This window comes from Gilvimarinus sp. DA14, from assembly GCF_024204685.1.
In the GTDB taxonomy this organism is placed as follows: Bacteria; Pseudomonadota; Gammaproteobacteria; order Pseudomonadales; family Cellvibrionaceae; genus Gilvimarinus.
Window position 1 is genome coordinate 1,178,381 of record NZ_CP100350.1, and the last position, 17,309, is coordinate 1,195,689.

The following is a 17,309-nucleotide window of genomic DNA, read 5'->3' on the forward strand; positions in this document are numbered from 1 at the left end:
CGATGCGCATGATCACGCAAGGAGGTATCGCTGTGGGGCGAGACAACAAAACCATCAATTCAAAGCAGCTGGCTTCATTGAACAGAGAGGCACTGTATACCGCGGCTACAGCCGCTCAAACCTCCAACTTCGCCCTCCTGAAAAAGATGGGCGTTGAGGAGACCTGCTACGACTTATTGCGATCTGTCACGCTAAGAGCGTTGGATCGTATGACCGACTTCCCGGCTCCTCTCGTGGATGTGTCGTTTAATGGGAAAGCGCTCAGTAATTTCCTGAATCACCAGGAGCTAGAGCATTCCGAAGAGACCGATACTGACCGAGCGATTCGACTGGGAATAAGACAACCCATGCTGAACGCGCTGACGGGTATCAGTCGAAGAGACTATGATCAGCGCAAGCAAGCGCTGGGGCTACCACCCCAGGAGCGCGGACGAATCGAGTCACTGACAGAATCTGAAGAGCTGGATGCTCTTCGCCAATGGGAACAGTTAAAAAACTCCAACCTGTCTGAATTACGCAAGTTGTGCTCTCTTTCAGAGTCGACAGGCATAGGAATCGACAGGTTGTGGAACACGATCATGGAGGGCATTTGATGTCCGACCTGTCTCCCATCATTAAGCAGATTTCTTTTGCCGAGCAAAGCCTGCTTCAGCAACGACGAATTGACAACGGTGGCGCCAACTCCTCCGGCAGCTCCGGTACCAGCATGGGCGTCATATTTACCGGTAACTTTCATCATAGTGTGCCCAATCACTTAATCTTTGATGGACAGTTGAAGCCGGCGGATAAACTCCTATGGCAGGTTTTGAGGGCGTTTATCTCAAACCCACAGATGCCTGGCTATGTTCCCTCTCGTGAGGAACTGAGTGCAGCCATGGTGTGTTCAGCGCCTACAGTAGCGAACTCTCGGGCAACACTGCGTATCAATCGCTGGATGACCTTCTGCCGGTCGGTGCGCGATGAGCTTCAGCGGTTTGTGGGCGATGTGTATTTGCTTCATGAGGAACCGTTGAGTTTGGCAGACACGCTGGAACTGGATTCAGGGTATGTACAGTTCCTAGAAGCCCAGGTAAGTGGCGCTAGTGCGGGTAAAGCCAATCGCAACCTGGCCAGCCAGGTTCTCGCTCAAATAAGTGCGCTGGAGTCGACGCCCAGAAGTCCCACTCAATTGGAGTCCATGGAAGACAGGCTGAGAGAAGCTGTTTTTGGGAAAAGTGCCTTGATCACTACGAGTGAAGAGCTTGATAGCCATGTTAAAAATTTTAACACGGCTCTGGCTGACGTTGAGGGTGAAAATACCAGTGAGAAAATCGCAGTAAACGAAGCAATGCGGGCTTCAGAGGGGCCTTTGGAAAGCCATGATAAGAATTTTAACGCGGGTCAAAATAGCCATGTTAAAAATCTTAACACGGCTTTTGATCATAATTTGTCCGAGAAAGAAAATTCTTTACACGGCTCCGAAGAAAATATTTTTTATCCCCGTAGTATTGGTAGTAGTAGTATTAATATTAATAAATATATTACTACGCGCGCGCACAAGGGAATTCACCCATCCACTGAGCCGGCACGGCGACACGATGCCGACTTGGATAAACCCTTGGCCGAGTGCCTGGCTGCCTCCCATCTCGGCTGGCTGGTCGCCGACACCACCCAGCCCATGCTGTTTCTCTGGGAAGTCTACCGAACCAACATCCCGGTCATTGGCCGCGTGTTGCTTGGGCTTGGCGAGGAGGCCCGACGCGACGTGATGTGCCAACTCTTCGGTCGCATGATCTTCAACGTCAAACACCCCGGTACTGAGCCAATCCGCAACATCGTCAGCTTCACGAAAGCCCTGGTAGACCGTCGTCGAGACAACGTCATGATGCTGGATGAGTGGGGGCAGATGGTGAAGGAAGCTATTGAAGATAGTGAACCTCATTTCTTGATTGGCCAAGGTGGTGTGATATGAGTATGCACATCCAAAGTGCGGTCACTGACCGCACTCCGAAGCTGAGTCCGATGCACATCCAAAGTGCGGTCACTGACCGCACTCCGAGACTGCAATTGGAGGTGGTCAATGGCTAGAGTCGAATTTGTTTTGTATGGCGGTGTAGGCGAAGGTCACATTCCCATTCCGGGGCTGACTTCTGAAATCTACCGCGGTGAAAGCCAACCTCCCGTTAAAGTGGTCGTGGTAAAAGTGACTCGCCTAGATCGTAGGCGCCATCGCTATTTGCTGTCCACCAACGACTCACGCATGAAAGCACTCGAAGAACGATGCAATCATTCCCTAAGGCCCGACGGGCAACATGGTCCCGATGTGTGCGTGAAGTGCAACATGCGAATTCCTGAAAAATCCAAAGAGATTGGAAACTGAAGATTCCACGTGAAACACATAGTCCGCTTGGGGCAAGTGGATTAGAAAAAACCATACGGTTGGAGATTGAGAATGGAACAATTAAACCCGAGAACACTGCGAGACATCGCCGTAGACTTATCGTCGATGGCATCGACCGCTGATGGTGAGTACATCGAAGGATACATTCGCGGTGGAGCAATATCGCTGATGCTGTTAGCTACGAGTCTGGAACAGGGTCAACTGGAGATATCCGAAATTGAAGGTCACTTTGTGGAAATGATCAGTGACCGAGAAATGCAAAAGAAAATGCGCGGGTCTCGTTGGTGAGACTGGTGCAAGTTTACAACCTTAGGGCGATCAATCATGGAACATGAGACAAACGAATCGATTCTTGATTTAGAAGAGAAAGCGGAGCTTCGTGCAGAGGCTAAGCGGAATTTGAACCGGTCGCACCCGGACGGTGCCGACAGTATTGTCAAACCTGCGTCAGTTCAGGGGCGACCTGGAAGGCTTGAGACTGGCGGCGGCAAGATCACATTGGAGACGCGGCAAGCGCACGCCCTTTTCTACGGGCGTCGTGGGGATAAAGATAAGAACATCTATCCTATCGTTGGCTTGGTTCGGTTCGCCAAGAATGTGGCGGAGATATGGCATGCCAGTGAGAATGATGATCCCTATGCGGATCAGGCGTTGTTGGAAATTGAAACGAAGTTTGAGGATGCGGCTGCGTTTATCCGGGCACAGAAGAAACACATCGATGAGATTCTGGATACTGAACTTCAAGGTATCGACATTCCCGACACTCATAGCGTCGATCCGGCCACGATGGATATTCAGTTCTATTCGCCCTGGGCCTACCGTTCCGCCATCTTGCTGACTCAGTTTGACCGAGTGGTGTTATCGGCGATGACCGCGAAGAAGATGGGTCTCATGTTTGAGGATGATTGGACCTCCAGCATTGTAAAGTGCTCGTCCATGATTCGATCAGTGTTTGAAGCAAGTCGTCTTTGGGTGAATACATCAGTTAAGCGTGATGATTTGGCCGCGAACAACAAAGTGGCTCAACGTGCGGCGAAAGTGTACGAGTCACACAAACCGACTATGCCCACATTGTCTGAGGATGTTCGTAAAGGTGAGCGTCGCGCAAAATTAGCGCCGCGAATCAAGACTGGTGAGTCTGCGGACGACCGACAAGAATCACTATCGAATATCTGACAGAGAGGAATATCGGTCATATGGCGGTCATTACTTTAAAAGGCCTTTTAATGGATAAGGGCGGTCACTCCGTTGACCGTTGGAAAGATCAGATTGTCCGGCAGCTACAGGCAGCCGATCAGACGGCTCGCAATGCGGTGCAGGACTGGAATCGTTTCTACGGCCCTGAGTGTGAGTATGTCACTCTGTGTTACAGCCCAAGGGCTGGTAGTCATGTGAAGCGTTTCGATGTGCCAGAGGTCCGGATAGGTGATCTACGATGGAGGGTGTTAGCCAAAGGTCAGGATTTTGGTTTCAGTCTTCATTCGTTTGTTCGCCTAACCTCTGGTGTCCGTGAGCGAGTAGATAACCGCGCAAAGGTCGCCGCGATGATGAGCTGCATTCAAGGCGAGTCACCTAGATTTGCCGAGAGTATGTATTCCTACGATGCGGTGGGCATGAGGCTACGTGTTGAAATAGATTCATATCTAGCGATTTTTAAATCATTGGTCGCCGCACAAGTCTGGAAGGACAGTGTTGCTGGTGAAGTCAGCCCCTATTCGAGTGGTAGAGAAATTCTCGTGAGATCATCTGTTGATGGTTATGAAGTTTGAATCGTTTAGAAATGTATTTGTACGAAGTGAGATCAATTTAATAGTTGTCTACCCCTACGCTAGCGTTATACTAAAACCACTTGCCTACAGTCCGACCGACTAAGCGAGTGCGCAATTATTCACGGGGGCTTGCCCCCGTTTCTTTTTCCTTCCTAATTTGCACACCTCTTGTTCAGTTAAAAGCTCTAACCCGTTCACAATTTTAAGTATCCTCAATCCTCCAAAAATTTATATTGAGAGGATGTCCCATGGCGCTCAGCATTTTTGCCCACGAGGGTAATGTCGGTTCATTTGAGTACAAAACCGTTCCGGTCAAAGGCGAAGAAAAATCCGTTTTAAACGTCTCATTTCGTGCGGACGTGAAAGCGCGTGATGAATCGGGAGAATGGAGCAAAGACAACGGCTTCTGGGTGGATGTGGAGTTTTGGGGAAAGCGCTCGAAAGCTGTGGCGGAGCTACTGAAAGTAGGTGCTCGTATCGTCGTGATCGGCGAACAGAGAATGGAGTCCTTTCAATCCAATGACCCAGCGACGCCAGGTCAAGAAATCTATCGCTTAAAAGTCCGTGCTGACTCAATCTCGTTCGCTCCTATGGGCATTGAATCCATTCAATACAAGCCCAAAGCCGGGCCAGAGAATCAAGGCTATCCAGCTGAGGAGCAATCACAAAGCTAATTTTCCATGCACTACATCGCGGGGGCAGGCGATGGAGAAGGTTATTTTCCTGCAAAGACTGCGGGCACTTGAACGTGAGCTATTGACGTTGCAGCGATGCTCTCTGGATCAAAGCGTGAAGATCATTGACCCAGATGAAAAGCTGTTCAATCGAACTGGGGTTGTGAGATCCCTAAAGCTGACGAACACATGTATCTACCTGAATATTGAAATTGGAACAAACATCGGGTTGTACAGGTTGGAACAACTGGGCGCGATGAACACGCCCCTACATTAAACCGGCGATGATTATGAGATATTTATTTCTGATAGCACTGACATTTTCCGTAACGGCCAGCTGGGCGGGTCAAGATCCGATAGCAATCAAGACCGACCGATATACACTGGCTGTGATGGAGCCGACCCAAAGCTCGGTTAATCCACTCTACACGGCCGTGACCGCCGCCTTTGCGACTGATGTTATTACGATCGGTGAGGCTGTCGACGAGGTTCTTGACGGTACCGGCTATCGCGTTCGGCGCAATGCCGATCAAACGCATCGGGGTATCTATCTCGATTCAATCCTACTAAACCAGCCACTGCCGGCCGCGCATCGTGAGCTAGGTCCTCTCCCTCTGATTGAAATACTCCAAGTGATCGCGGGAAGCTCCTGGACAGTGAAAGGTTCTGACCTGTCCCGCACCGTCACATTTACTCTGAATGATTCCGCAGCACCGTCAGGTGCCTTATTGGACATTCTGGTCGATGAGGTGGACGGGCTGGCCTATACCCGAAAAGCGCCAACAGAAGTGATGGGGTCGACGGGAATGGCTGCGGGACAGTTCGAGCCGAATGCCACGATTGGGGGCTCGGCTACGAACATGCAATCCAATGTGGTTGCCCAGGAAAGCGCCGGAAGGGCTTCACAACAATCTGTATCGCATCGCACGGTAACAGCAGCAAAGTCTATTGGAACCCCCTCAAGAGCGGCTTCTGAGGGCGCTCAGGGGCCGTCTGGCCGTGCTGAGGCGCCTATCCCTGAACTAACTCTGCTTGAAGGCGAAAGTCTGGTATCGGCAATCATGAAACTCCAGTCCAGGTTTGACTTGGGTGGTGTGGTCTACAGCGTTCGAGATAAATCCTTTGATATTAACCGTCTGAATATTGGAGACGATATCGAAGTATCAGAGGATCTTATGAGCACCGAATCGATAGCGCTCAATGATGTGTTGAGTGGTTTCATCGTATCAGACCAAGGTGATCGATCGCTGATCATTACCGACAACTCAGCATTGAATGCATCCAACACCGTGGTATTTGATGTGAAGCCCGGTAGCGTGCAAAGCAATGCTAAGCGGCTGCTATCTGAATTTGGCTGGGAGATGCCTTTCAAGGATGGCTGGCAGGCCCAGGACTACCCCATTACGTCCTCCTTCCCAATCGCAATCTCACGCGATGATCCCCGTCAGGCCTTCAGTGAACTTCTAGCCGAGTATCCCATTCAAGCGCGACTTAACCCGAGTACAACCACGGCGTATTTCGTACATCGCAATCCGATTCAATAGGGGCAGACATGCAATTCAGACAATACATTCAGCGAATTTTGGTGATGCTTGCCGCCTGCAGCGTTTCGGGCTGTGGCGTGATGGGATCCTTCAATGACAGTAAACAAGGCCTGGAGTCGGCCGAAGACAAGATTTCCGCAGCCGCTACCGACACCAGCCAGGATGCGGCGATCTATGTACAGCGTCCGGCCGCCAATCTAACGCCCATCAAAGAGCCCGAAGGTCCAGCTTGGGTAAACCAACCCTTAGCGTATGACGTTGATGTGGCAGGTTTACCGATTGACCAGGTATTGGATCTAGTTTTAACCGAAACCGGCATCGTGGCTCAACTCGATTACAACGTCGATCCATCCTTCCGGTTGTCTATGACCCATCGTGGCAGTGTACGTGGTGCCCTGGACAAGATTGCTTCGCTGTCCAATTACTCCTATGAGGTCAGCGACACCTCTGTACATTGGAGTGCCTACGAAACCGAGACATTCACCTTACCAATCCCTGGTGGCAACTACAGCTACATGGTGGGGAAGAAAAAGCCCCGCGACGATAACGCCAATAACGGTGGATCGAGTGAAATGACACCGATTGATTCGTCGGTTTTTGATGTTGACCGCGATCAGTTCAGCAACACTCAAGCAGAAGGGTTAAATCCATTCACTGATGCCAAGACTACGGTCGAAAGCATTGTGGGCGACTATGGCGTGGTAATTCCCTCCGAGTCATCGTCAACCATTCTGGTGAAAACCACACCTGATTTGATGCGCACCGTGCGCTCCTATATGGAACCGTTAATTCAAGAGCTTTCCACTCAGGTTGTATTAGAAATCAAAGTCCTTCAGGTGACCACGGAAAACAATGCCGAGGTTGGTTTGGATTGGACGGCCGTGAAAAACACCGCCAGCAGTCAGCTTAACTTTTTTGGCGAATCCCCCTTTGGTGTTTTCACCAATGATGCACCGATCGCTTTTTCCGGTAGCCGTCAAACCGGATCCAGCTCTATTGATGTTCTGGTAAAAGCGCTTGAACAGCAAGGTCAAGTGTCGTTTGTGACTGAACAGCGAGTCATGACACGCAGCGGTAGTGTTGCCGAAGTCGAGCTTGCCGATATCGAGGGTTATCTGGCCGCGTCTCGCACCACGAATACGACAGATGTGGGTAGTACGACAGAACTTATACCAGGAATTCTCCAGGGTGGTTACACACTCTACTCAATGGCCAAAGTCTTTGATGAAAATAGAGTCTCGGTTGTATTGAGCAACAGCGGATCTGAGCTGCAGCCCACCGAAACCATCGGTACTGAAACTGACTTCATCCAACTGCCTCGAATGAAACGTAATCGTTTCAACATCCAGCAAGTAGTAAGCGATGGCACCACAGTGGTAGCGGCCGCTGTTCGTCGTGAAGAAAACATGAGCAAGCAGGACTCCCCTATACGTACTGGCTGGGCTTCTACATCGGCCGGCGCCAGACACCGGGTGACCGATATCTACCTGCTGGTGACGCCCCGAATCATTCGGAATATCTGAGGTCGTCATGGGAATCATCATCGGTAATACCCGTTATGTGGTTGGCGCTCAACGTGAGCGTATTCCAGCCGCTCAACAGCCCTCCAAGATTCAGAGCAAGGTACAGCAGTTTAAGCAAGTTTATGAAAGTACCTATCCCTATGCGTCCATGTATGAGCGTCAGGGCTATTGGAACTTGGTGTTCAGTACCGAACAAGGTGTAGCACTGGGTGATCTGGTCAGAAGCAATATCGACGACAATAACTTTGTGTGGATTAACCAGGTAGAAGATGGCTCACACTTGGTGGTCGTTGGTCATGGATCGGATGTTGACGAAAAACACGTAAAGCCAGGTGAGTCCGACAAGCTCTTTTGGAACAGCATTGTTAGGGATCTGGATCAGTACAAGGTATATCTATACGGAGAGTTGCCTGAGGATCTTAAGGGGTTTACGCAGTTTGACATCGATGAACGCTCGAATGCGATTATCAGCGATTCCCCACTGATCAATAAACTGTCGTCTTTCACCGGCGCGACGTTAATGCCGTTGGAAGAGGCCCTAAAGAAACATACGAGTGCCGGGAACAAGCCTGTGCTTGTGGCAGGCCTGATAGCCATCGTTGCTATTGGTAGTGTTTTGTTCTTTACGCTGGGAGGTAACGAAAAAGAGCAGGAGGTGGTTGATGACTTTGCTGACTACCGGCAACAGTTTCAAACTCCCTCAGCGACGGCCGTATTAAATGACGTTTGGTCAATTACTGAGGGCATCCAGTTTATCGCAGGCTGGAACTTGCGCAGTTGTTCTTTGAGTGGGAGCCATCTCAGTTGTGAATTTTCACCCACACCTTCCGCTTACGTTAGTAATCTCGAAAATCGGTTAACTCATATCGGCCGAGACTTTACCGTTGATCTGGCAAAAGAGAACGCGATAGCCAATATCGCACTTCAATTGGAAGACAACTCAAGGCCTTACCTGATCACGCCCGTCTCTGAGTCGGAGCGAGAAGTTCGATTCAATCTGTTCTCGAACAAGGTGGTGGACAGTGTCGACTTTGATACCACCGTTCCAGGCAATCACTGGAGTTCTCGCCATGTCCTAGTCAAGAAATCCGGCGCGGGCTCACACACCTTGCTGCAGCTGGCTAAGGCCACTCGTCATCTGCCTGTGTTTATCGACTCACTGACTGTGGATCGCGCCGGCGTTGCATACAACATTGAAGCAAATTTAAAACTCGTGGGTGCTAATTAAATTATGAAAACTTCAGAGAAGGTCCTTATTGGCATGTTGGTGGTGGCCGGTGCAGCCATCGGTTACTCAGAGCTCTCTAGCGACTCGGACAACGTGGCTGACAAAGAAGTCGTCAAAGTGCCCGATCCGGTATTGGTGCCCGTCCAGGAGTACAAAGACCAATCCGTAGACCCGGTTATCCGACTTCCAAGCAATGCTGAAACCTTGATAACCAAAGAACATCAGCTGCTGGTTGCCGGCTACGACGCCAAGATCGCTGAGCATAAGAAAACCGCGGACATTGCGGAAGTCGATGTCGATAAAGCCGAGGCTGAGCTGGCGAATCGCCGTAAAGAGGGCGAAAGCCTGTCTAGTCATAACACAATGTACAACCCACAACAGCCCACAACGACTGATTCAGCGACAAGTAAATCTGAGCACGTGCCTTCACAGGTGGCGATCAACACGTTTCTTCCTGACGGTCGTGCAATCACCTCAATCAACGGTGTCTCGACAGCTGTCTCTGAAGGCCAGACCTATGCTGGCATCACGATCAAAAACATTGATCGATCTGGCCAACGGCTGACCTACACCGACGGCGGAGTGAGCAAGTCCATTGCCTATTCCAAATTGGTCGGACGTTCCCACCCGACAGTAAAACCCATGAAGTCGAGCACTAAGTAACCTTCGAGAGCGCCTTATGACATCAGATATGCAGAGCATTGCGGATATGTGTGGCACTAGCCCTGTGCTGGACATGCGAGACATCGCCGGCACACCGGTGCAGGACGAACGCTTACGTTCCTATTTGGCTGACATGCAATCTTGTGTGCTCCTGGATACCGATGAGTTATTGACAGCAGACATCTCCCACAAAGGCTTACAGACGGCCAGGAGAGCCAAGGATTTTTTAAAGACGTCACACGGTCTGGACGTCACGATTCGCCCCGCGGAGCAACAAATCGTCTCGATGTTGCGCTCGAATAATGCGGTCCTTCAAGGCACCGCCGAAGAACCTACTCAAAGTGAGTTAAACAACGTTGAGCGTTCCGCTATTCAACGGCTCTTGGATATTTTGGTTCAGTCGGCCTATCAGGCCGGATCCTCCGATGTGCACATTGAGACCGATGAGATCTTGGGGCGCTCGATCGTCAAGTTTAGGGTGCTGGGAAAGCTGGTCGAGCAAACGGGTACCAGCTTTCGCTTAACCGCAGAACAGGGCCGCAAATTAGGGGCTCTGATTGTGAACTTCGAGTCCTACCGCACCGGGGGGACGTCGCCGAAGCCCTTTGACGTCAATATTCCAGTGGACGCCAGTGTCACGGTAGAGATCAGTGTGGGCGGCCGTCTGCGTAAAGTGAAGATCCGCTACGCCCACCAGCCAATGGATGACCCTAAGGGCATCAGCATTGTTCTACGGTTGCTCTCCGCCGATGGCGAAGGTAAGAACCCAACATTCGTGGAGCTAGGCTACAGCTCGGGCCAAGTAGCGCTGCAGGAGAAAGCTTTTGCCTTTCCCCACGGCATTGTGCTTTACGTCGGCCCTACCGGTTCCGGTAAGTCAACGGCACTGGCAGCCGGGGTAACCATCCTTGCTAAGGACGGCACCCGGAAGATCATCACCTACGAGGATCCGGTAGAGAACCGAATCCCCGGTGTTTGCCAAACACAAGTCAATGAAAAGCGCCCTGAGACTTCATGGGCAAGCTATTCAAAATCGACGATGCGTCAGGACCCGGATGTCATTGTCTACGGGGAGATCCGTGATCCTGAAGTACAGTCCAGCGCGTTTCAGCAGGCGAATACAGGCCACTTGGTGCTGTCCACTCTCCACGCTAACAGTGGTGTAGTGGCTATTGAGAGAATGGTGGACCTTGGCGCTCAGCCGAGCCGGTTGGCCTCCCCAGGGTTAATCCGGGCCATCATCGCCCAGCGTCTGGTGCCCGAGCTTTGCCCGGCGTGTAGCCCGCGGTTGGCGGATGTCGTAACCAGCCCGAAAGCGACCGATGATCACCGCCGTGTCTGGGATCACTTTCAGAAGGTGACAGCCGAGACCAACCCAGAGGCTCTGAAACGTATTCGTACCAAAGCGGTTGGTGAGAACCACTGCCAGCACTGTGATGGTCATGGGATTAGTGGTCGCGTCCCGATTGCTGAAATCATCTTCCTGGACAGGTTGGGCCGCGGATACATCCGCAGTGGCGATTTGAATGGCTGGTTGGATTACTTGAAGTCTACCGGCTGGAAGTCAATGGAAGACAATGCGGCCGATAAAATTCTCTCGGGGCGACTGTGTCCCATCATCGTTGAAAAATCACTGGAATCTCCTTACGGGATCAATGCGGACAGCTTTGATTACGCTCAGTTTGATCGCGACATCGAGTCTCGCAGAATGGCGGAAATTGAGTCACGCCAGGCCGCGATCGCCAAGAAGCAACTGGAGGTGGTCGAGAATGGATAGCTCTATCGCCAACCTTGTTAACGTGAATTCACTGAGTGAGTCGTTCAACGATTCATTACAGAGTCTATCTCGGTCTTTTCGTTTCAGTCGTGCAAAACAAGCTGACTTTCTTCGTGCGTTTGCTGGCCCCATGTCAGTTGGTAGGCAACCGATTGAAATCTGTGAACACATACGCAAACACGGCTCGACCGTTCAGAAGGAAGTCGCCACACTGATTCTTGCGTCGCTCGAAGAAGGGGGTGGTATTGCCTCGGCTATGGAGGGGTGGATCGACCCGGTTTCATTGTCTGCGCTTAAGGCGACCGAAGAGGCGGGTTCAGAAGTGTTTGTACGCGCCTTAGAGCGCATTGCTGAGTCACTGGAAGTGTCGTCACAGGGACGTGCGAAAATTATCAAGCTTGCCATCTATCCCGCGATTATCTTGATTGCGACGATCGCTATTATGATTTACCCCGTTGGGCCGGTGATTGAAAGTCTGAAATTGATGATTCACGGTAAATCCGATCCAACACTCGACAGCATGACCTCTCTCATCGAGTTTTATGTTCATTGGTTATGGTTGGTGGCACTGATCGGAATCGGGCTGATCATTGGATACCGCTGGTATATGGCGAACAGTATCTCCAGCTTCAGACACAGAATCGATCAAATACCAGTATTTTCTGGGTACCGGCTTTCGATTGCGAGCAAGTTTATCTCTACGTTCGCGCTTCTCAAAGAGTTCGGCATGCCTGCCTCACGAATTTTTAACATCCTGAAAGATTCTGGAAATAACTATCAACGGTATCACGCCACTTTAGCTCAATTTAACTTGGGTGAGGGTGCTATAAGCGAAGTGGACGCCATGGATACTGGTTTGTTGGATGACTCGCAAATTGCGACGCTGCATCTTTACGCCAGTGCCGATGACGACCAGCTGATCGCTGCAATGAACAAGGCCGCAGATGTAGTCGGAAAATCAATATCGAAGCGTTCCACCTACGCTGCTTATCTTGTAGCTCTTCTCATTGGAGGATGGGCTTTTTATAACGTCATCATGATCGTATCCGTACTCGTAGGGTTTAACCCTAAAGATCACATGCAACTTGGAGTCTAACCATGAACAAACCATTCTTACCCAAACGCCAGGCGGGTCTAACAGCAGTTGAACTGATTGTTGGCTTGGCTGTACTAGCGCTGGTCCTTCTCTACGCGGTTCCCAAAGTGAACAGTATGTATGAAAGTAAGCAAGAAGAATCGCTCATAAGCGATATATCCATGCTTGTTGCCGGTGCTAAAAAAATGCGTGGTATTCGCAGCAATTACACCGGGGTTACCTGTAACACCATCGTTTCTCAGAAGTACGCCAGCATGCCGTTTTCCAGTTGTACCGGCGCCAACCCTCAAGGCGGTAACTACACCGTCAGTGCCAGTGGATCGACACTCACGGTCACAGCGACAGGGTTAGAGGCTAATTTCTGTTCGCGTGTCGAAAACGCGATCGCACCATCCTCAACGACTGCAGCGTGTTCCGGTGGAACACTGACGACGACGTTCAGAGGATAATCGTGAATCCACGACAGCAAGGTTTTACCTTACTTGAGATAGTGACCGTTCTCGCGGTCCTATCTCTTGTTGCAATTGGAGGAATCAGAGCGGCTGAAAGCTATTATCGCGATGCCGACTATAGGCTACTTGAAAGAAATGCCGTGCTTGTCATGAGCGCTCTCAACGGGTACTACGACATGCATTGCAGTAGTACGTCGTTCAGTCCGACACCGTCGATAAGCCATCTGGTCGGTCTTGGTCTGCTTGATCAATCATCTTTCGCTGACAATCCATTCGGGTCTGATCTTACCGTTGAAATTGACCAAACCTTGATGGTTAAAGCCCGTGTTTCTGGCGTATCCGCGTCAAGGCTGTACTCGACTGTGGGCGCAACGCGATATAGCGGCAGCGAGGTGATTTGGGAATCTGCGCCGACGGTTTTAACCGCCCAGGAAAATGTCTACAACATGCAGCTTAAACACATGTACGAACCAGGAGTATGCCAATGATTAAGGTTTTCAGGTCTAAAGGCTTTACCATGATTGAGCTGACCGCTGCGTTGGCTGTTCTTGGTTTAATTGCGTTGTTCGCGATTCCGAAAGTCGAAGAAGAATGGGCTGAGCGCATTGTGAATAATGCGGCTAGCCAGGTGCATGATGTACTGACTGCCGCCAGGCGTCATCGTCTGGACACTCAAGCTTGGCCAAATAATGTTGGCGCTTTAGTATCTGGTGGGTATCTAAGTTCCAGCATGGCGGCGGCGCCACTGGGTGGCAGCTATACCTTCAACCATGTTGGAGATGATTTTGAAGTCCAGTTCAGTGCAGCGCAAAGCGTCTATGCGAACCGATTATTAGCAAGACTTCCCTACGCGCGTCGAATTGGTGTAGCCAATGTGGCCACAGTGATTCCGATCCCAGGGCACGAAGTATCTTATGCTGCACTTGATGACAAGTACTACCACCGTGATGGCTCTCGGGAGCTTACAGGTACCTTTGCCGGTGGTGACCAGGATGCCGTGAACTTGCGCAATATTGAAATGACGATGCTCACAGACAGGGATGACATTACCAAGGTGCTTGATCCTTCTGACCTATCAATTATCCATAACATGGAGGCGAACCGAGTAGATGCCAACAATGTGGTAGCGGATCACACAGAAACCGGAGCACTTAACCTTTTACAAGTGGCTCGTGAAGGAAGTTTTTGTAATGCGAACTCGGGAAATATCGCAATTAATGAGGCTGGCCGTAAATCGTTACTTGTTTGCTACATGGGCGCCTGGGTAGAGAAAGAGGAAAGCAGATTGGTTGCGATTAACCCGACAATACTTGTTCAGCGCCGAGGGTATCAATCTGGAAGCCTAAATAGTAACTATGGCGGCGATTACCTTAGGGACGCTCGGGTTGCATTAGTAACAGCACGCTGTGAGCTCGCCGGTTCACACGGCTCAACATTTACCATTCATGCGGCGGGCAGCCTACTTCTATCGGTTAAACATGCAGGCGATAGCGGTCACTCTGATAGTGCGTTTGGGATGACTCTCGCCAATGTGACTAATGGCCGTATTCGACTGACTTCAAACACCTCACACGATCACCCTTGTGAAGATGGTTTTATTGTCCATGTAGTTGGGTATTCGACTTAGATTGTGTACGCTTCTGCGCGGGGAGGATGCGATTTAGCAAGAAATTATTCGATAAATCGTATGAGACTGAACATCAGATTGACAGATATTTTGCAACCCCCAAACTGTAGGAAAGTCATACAAGAAAGGATGTGTTCGATGAAAATTTCAAAAGCTCTTCTTGCAATCTCAGCAATTACCTTGGCTGGATGTGGGTCCGGCTCTGGCTCTTCTGGAGGGGATACTGGTGAATCTAATGGCGGCCAGCGAGGCAATATTGAGGACCGCCCAATAAGCATCTCTGAAAGCGATCGAGAGATGACCATAATTGAGATTGTTGGTGACTCCATAATGAAGCAAACGATACCTGCTTATCGTGGATTTCCCATGGAATTCACCCTTAACGGTTTAGTGGATGAACGTTTTGAGCTAACCGATATTGAAGGTTGCGGCGGTGTTCGCTCGATGAATCCCGACGCTCCTTTAGTAAGCCAATATGAAACCGTTCATAACGTACCCGGCGATTGTACGGTTACCGCTACATATTCTCTCGCTAGTGAGACACCGCATCTCATATCCGTAGATCTGGAAGGCTACGGAACATCAATTTCCCCTATGGACCTATCTGTTCCTAGTGGTGAGAGTGCGTATTTATTTGTAAGTCGCGAACCTGGCTATGATTTGAATATTACTGGCTGTAACGGCTTGCTTAATGAAGACACCTATGTCATTGAGTCGGTGACTGAGAATTGCAAGATCACGGCAGAATCCACGCCCACCAGCGCTGAGCAGGTCATCATTACTACATCAGCAACGGCTGGCGCTCGTATAGAGCCATCGATAGCTACAGTAAATAGCGGCGATCAGGTGGCTTTCGATATCGAGTCAGGGTATGGATTCACAGCAGAGGTTACGGGGTGCGATGGTACCTTTTCTGAGGGATCATATCAGTTTACGGCAACAGGTGATTGTACGATTAACGTTGTATCTTTGCCTGACAGCGATAATCCAATTTTGACGATTGAAACTTCAAATAACGAACCAGTTTTTCTTAAGATCGTAGATGAGAATGGCTGGGAAAATCCTGTTCTCACCACCATCCCTCATGTCGTTCTTAGGAAATCTATTGAATCAATGGACATCCAGCTTGTAAAGCCATCAGGATCAATATTGTATTCAGCCGATGGCTGCCATAGAGATCCCTATCATAATGAGATCATTCATGACGGAATAATCAATTTATACGACGAGCTTCCACTCATCCAAAATGATTGCGCGCTAACCCTAGAAACTCGCGTTTCGGACTATACGCCAGTCGGCACCGCGTCATTATCTAAGTTCTTTACTGAAACAATGGAAAACGAAGAAATTACAAAAATTGCATTTGTCGGCACTGCCTCACAGTTTACGATTGACGAGCCAAATAAGTCAGTAGATGAGCTTAACGGTCACTACCTTTGTGAATATCGACGCGATGGGAACCTAGTTACTGTTTATCATAATCAAACGTACACAAATTGGAATTCCCCAAATGCCGGATTATCTGAGTTGTGCTGGGCTACTATAGACCTTGAGTGATGCGATCTTGTCAAATGAACACAGCCCAATATGCGTCGGGCTGTGTTCTTCTTTTGGCAACCACATAAAGAGTGCTTTTTATGGGCAGACCGACATTATATCTAACGAAAGTTTTAACCAAAGCAATTGAACCGTCCTTTGTGTGGGCGACGGGTTCACATTAATCATCGAATACGTATACGCACCCCGCAATGGGGTGGCGACTCTAGGAAGCGGGCCAGATGCCGCTTTAGCATCTTCACTCGCTTGGACTTTTCTAGCCTTCGCTGGAGTAATTTGCATACGCCTTCCATTTGATTTTTAGCATTTCCGTCACCGGGGCCCAAAGTGGCGGTGTAGCGACACTTATGGCCTCCGTTACACGGCGTTGTTAGAGCACAGTGCGCGATTGATAAATACTACTGTGTTTAGCTCACCCACTGAGATGCGGCTTAGCCCGCAGTTGTCGTGAGGGAACCGTGTTTTTACTGGTAAAGCCAAATAATTGTTTAGTAATTCGCGAATCATATGCCCGTGAGTGACGACCAAGACCTTAGATGCAGATTGAGAGGAAATTATCTCTTGCGCCTGCAACGCTCGCCTCAGAAACGCGCCAGCTTGCTCATTTTCTGCGGGATAAAGATGACCGGAAGAGTGCGACACGTAAACGGGCTCTTCGTGGGAGACGAAGCTATCAAGCACCAATTGTCCTTCAGCTAAACAGGGGTGGACCACAACGGGGATCGAAGCGGCTTGCGTGAAAGGGTAAATTGTATCCAGGGCTCTAGAGTAGGGAGAACAAAAAATAGCCTCTATCTCTAGCTCCATAAGGCCGGCGACAATCGCTTGGGCCTGCCATTTGCCATACTCTGTCAAAGTATCTTCACTTCCAGAAGCGAGTGAGCCCGCTTGGTTTGACTCAGTTTCGGCATGTCTCAATAGAAATATGTCCATATGCTTCTTGCTCTAACGTCCGCATTTGCGGCTGGTTTGGAGCGCAGCGGAAAACCAGTCCGACAACATGCGCTTGTTATACGGTA

Annotated in this window: 17 protein-coding genes; 16 read left to right on the forward strand and 1 reads right to left on the reverse strand. The window is 50.0% G+C overall.

What is annotated here, in order from left to right; genetic code table 11:
• Positions 1-2: 2 nt before the first annotated feature.
• The 16 genes from NHM04_RS05215 to NHM04_RS05290 all read left to right on the forward strand — a co-directional run bounded on the left by NHM04_RS05215 (position 3) and on the right by NHM04_RS05290 (position 16,290).
• Positions 3-593 carry an STY4526/YPO1902 family pathogenicity island replication protein gene (locus NHM04_RS05215; protein ID WP_254265983.1) on the forward strand — a complete coding sequence of 197 codons (591 nt, stop codon included), beginning with the start codon at positions 3-5 and terminating at the stop codon, positions 591-593.
• Positions 593-1,951, forward strand: coding sequence for an STY4528 family pathogenicity island replication protein (locus NHM04_RS05220; protein WP_254265984.1), 1,359 nt, complete (start codon positions 593-595; stop codon positions 1,949-1,951). Before NHM04_RS05215 ends, NHM04_RS05220 begins: the two co-directional genes overlap by 1 nt.
• A 480-nt stretch (positions 1,952-2,431) precedes the next feature.
• Positions 2,432-2,668, forward strand: a complete 237-nt coding sequence (locus NHM04_RS05225) for a hypothetical protein (RefSeq protein ID WP_254265985.1) — start codon at positions 2,432-2,434, stop codon at positions 2,666-2,668.
• Positions 2,669-2,704: 36 nt separating this feature from the next.
• Positions 2,705-3,556 carry a PFL_4669 family integrating conjugative element protein gene (locus tag NHM04_RS05230; RefSeq protein WP_254265986.1) on the forward strand — a complete coding sequence of 284 codons (852 nt, stop codon included), beginning with the start codon at positions 2,705-2,707 and terminating at the stop codon, positions 3,554-3,556.
• Positions 3,557-3,576: 20 nt separating this feature from the next.
• A complete protein-coding gene (locus NHM04_RS05235) occupies positions 3,577-4,149 on the forward strand; it encodes a hypothetical protein (protein WP_254265987.1) in 573 nt (190 codons plus the stop codon).
• Between the two features lie 248 nt (positions 4,150-4,397).
• Positions 4,398-4,823 carry a single-stranded DNA-binding protein gene (locus tag NHM04_RS05240; protein WP_254265988.1) on the forward strand — a complete coding sequence of 142 codons (426 nt, stop codon included), beginning with the start codon at positions 4,398-4,400 and terminating at the stop codon, positions 4,821-4,823.
• Positions 4,824-5,113: 290 nt separating this feature from the next.
• Positions 5,114-6,367, forward strand: a complete 1,254-nt coding sequence (locus NHM04_RS05245) for a hypothetical protein (protein WP_254265989.1) — start codon at positions 5,114-5,116, stop codon at positions 6,365-6,367.
• 8 nt (positions 6,368-6,375) lie between these two features.
• Positions 6,376-7,890, forward strand: coding sequence for a hypothetical protein (locus NHM04_RS05250; RefSeq protein ID WP_254265990.1), 1,515 nt, complete (start codon positions 6,376-6,378; stop codon positions 7,888-7,890).
• A gap of 7 nt (positions 7,891-7,897) precedes the next feature.
• Complete coding sequence (locus NHM04_RS05255; protein WP_254265991.1) at positions 7,898-9,118, forward strand: hypothetical protein; 1,221 nt, start codon at positions 7,898-7,900, stop codon at positions 9,116-9,118.
• Positions 9,119-9,121: 3 nt separating this feature from the next.
• A complete protein-coding gene (locus tag NHM04_RS05260) occupies positions 9,122-9,781 on the forward strand; it encodes a hypothetical protein (RefSeq protein ID WP_254265992.1) in 660 nt (219 codons plus the stop codon).
• 16 nt (positions 9,782-9,797) lie between these two features.
• Positions 9,798-11,558: a GspE/PulE family protein gene (locus tag NHM04_RS05265; RefSeq protein ID WP_254265993.1), complete on the forward strand. Its 1,761-nt coding sequence runs from the start codon at positions 9,798-9,800 to the stop codon at positions 11,556-11,558.
• Complete coding sequence (locus NHM04_RS05270; RefSeq protein ID WP_254265994.1) at positions 11,551-12,654, forward strand: type II secretion system F family protein; 1,104 nt, start codon at positions 11,551-11,553, stop codon at positions 12,652-12,654. Before NHM04_RS05265 ends, NHM04_RS05270 begins: the two co-directional genes overlap by 8 nt.
• Positions 12,655-12,656: 2 nt before the next feature.
• The gene (locus NHM04_RS05275; protein WP_254265995.1) at positions 12,657-13,103 is read left to right on the forward strand and encodes a prepilin-type N-terminal cleavage/methylation domain-containing protein; all 447 of its coding nucleotides are present in this window, start codon (positions 12,657-12,659) and stop codon (positions 13,101-13,103) included.
• 2 nt (positions 13,104-13,105) lie between these two features.
• The gene (locus NHM04_RS05280; RefSeq protein WP_254265996.1) at positions 13,106-13,594 is read left to right on the forward strand and encodes a type II secretion system protein; all 489 of its coding nucleotides are present in this window, start codon (positions 13,106-13,108) and stop codon (positions 13,592-13,594) included.
• Positions 13,591-14,733 (forward strand): competence type IV pilus major pilin ComGC, encoded by a 1,143-nt coding sequence (locus NHM04_RS05285; RefSeq protein WP_254265997.1) that lies wholly within the window; start codon positions 13,591-13,593, stop codon positions 14,731-14,733. Before NHM04_RS05280 ends, NHM04_RS05285 begins: the two co-directional genes overlap by 4 nt.
• A 138-nt stretch (positions 14,734-14,871) precedes the next feature.
• Positions 14,872-16,290 (forward strand): hypothetical protein, encoded by a 1,419-nt coding sequence (locus tag NHM04_RS05290; protein WP_254265998.1) that lies wholly within the window; start codon positions 14,872-14,874, stop codon positions 16,288-16,290.
• Positions 16,291-16,647: 357 nt separating this feature from the next.
• Here NHM04_RS05290 and NHM04_RS05295 read toward each other — a convergent pair whose 3' ends face one another.
• The gene (locus tag NHM04_RS05295; RefSeq protein WP_254265999.1) at positions 16,648-17,223 is read right to left on the reverse strand and encodes a histidine phosphatase family protein; all 576 of its coding nucleotides are present in this window, start codon (positions 17,221-17,223) and stop codon (positions 16,648-16,650) included.
• Positions 17,224-17,309 lie beyond the last annotated feature (86 nt).

Bases quoted from the DNA above. Each gene is read 5' to 3' on its own strand.
- NHM04_RS05215 (WP_254265983.1), top strand. From the start codon at position 3: ATGCGCATGATCACGCAAGGAGGTATCGCTGTGGGGCGAGACAACAAA.
- NHM04_RS05220 (WP_254265984.1), top strand. From the start codon at position 593: ATGTCCGACCTGTCTCCCATCATTAAGCAGATTTCTTTTGCCGAGCAA.
- NHM04_RS05225 (WP_254265985.1), top strand. From the start codon at position 2,432: ATGGAACAATTAAACCCGAGAACACTGCGAGACATCGCCGTAGACTTA.
- NHM04_RS05230 (WP_254265986.1), top strand. From the start codon at position 2,705: ATGGAACATGAGACAAACGAATCGATTCTTGATTTAGAAGAGAAAGCG.
- NHM04_RS05235 (WP_254265987.1), top strand. From the start codon at position 3,577: ATGGCGGTCATTACTTTAAAAGGCCTTTTAATGGATAAGGGCGGTCAC.
- NHM04_RS05240 (WP_254265988.1), top strand. From the start codon at position 4,398: ATGGCGCTCAGCATTTTTGCCCACGAGGGTAATGTCGGTTCATTTGAG.
- NHM04_RS05245 (WP_254265989.1), top strand. From the start codon at position 5,114: ATGAGATATTTATTTCTGATAGCACTGACATTTTCCGTAACGGCCAGC.
- NHM04_RS05250 (WP_254265990.1), top strand. From the start codon at position 6,376: ATGCAATTCAGACAATACATTCAGCGAATTTTGGTGATGCTTGCCGCC.
- NHM04_RS05255 (WP_254265991.1), top strand. From the start codon at position 7,898: ATGGGAATCATCATCGGTAATACCCGTTATGTGGTTGGCGCTCAACGT.
- NHM04_RS05260 (WP_254265992.1), top strand. From the start codon at position 9,122: ATGAAAACTTCAGAGAAGGTCCTTATTGGCATGTTGGTGGTGGCCGGT.
- NHM04_RS05265 (WP_254265993.1), top strand. From the start codon at position 9,798: ATGACATCAGATATGCAGAGCATTGCGGATATGTGTGGCACTAGCCCT.
- NHM04_RS05270 (WP_254265994.1), top strand. From the start codon at position 11,551: ATGGATAGCTCTATCGCCAACCTTGTTAACGTGAATTCACTGAGTGAG.
- NHM04_RS05275 (WP_254265995.1), top strand. From the start codon at position 12,657: ATGAACAAACCATTCTTACCCAAACGCCAGGCGGGTCTAACAGCAGTT.
- NHM04_RS05285 (WP_254265997.1), top strand. From the start codon at position 13,591: ATGATTAAGGTTTTCAGGTCTAAAGGCTTTACCATGATTGAGCTGACC.
- NHM04_RS05290 (WP_254265998.1), top strand. From the start codon at position 14,872: ATGAAAATTTCAAAAGCTCTTCTTGCAATCTCAGCAATTACCTTGGCT.
- NHM04_RS05295 (WP_254265999.1), bottom strand. From the start codon at position 17,223: ATGGACATATTTCTATTGAGACATGCCGAAACTGAGTCAAACCAAGCG.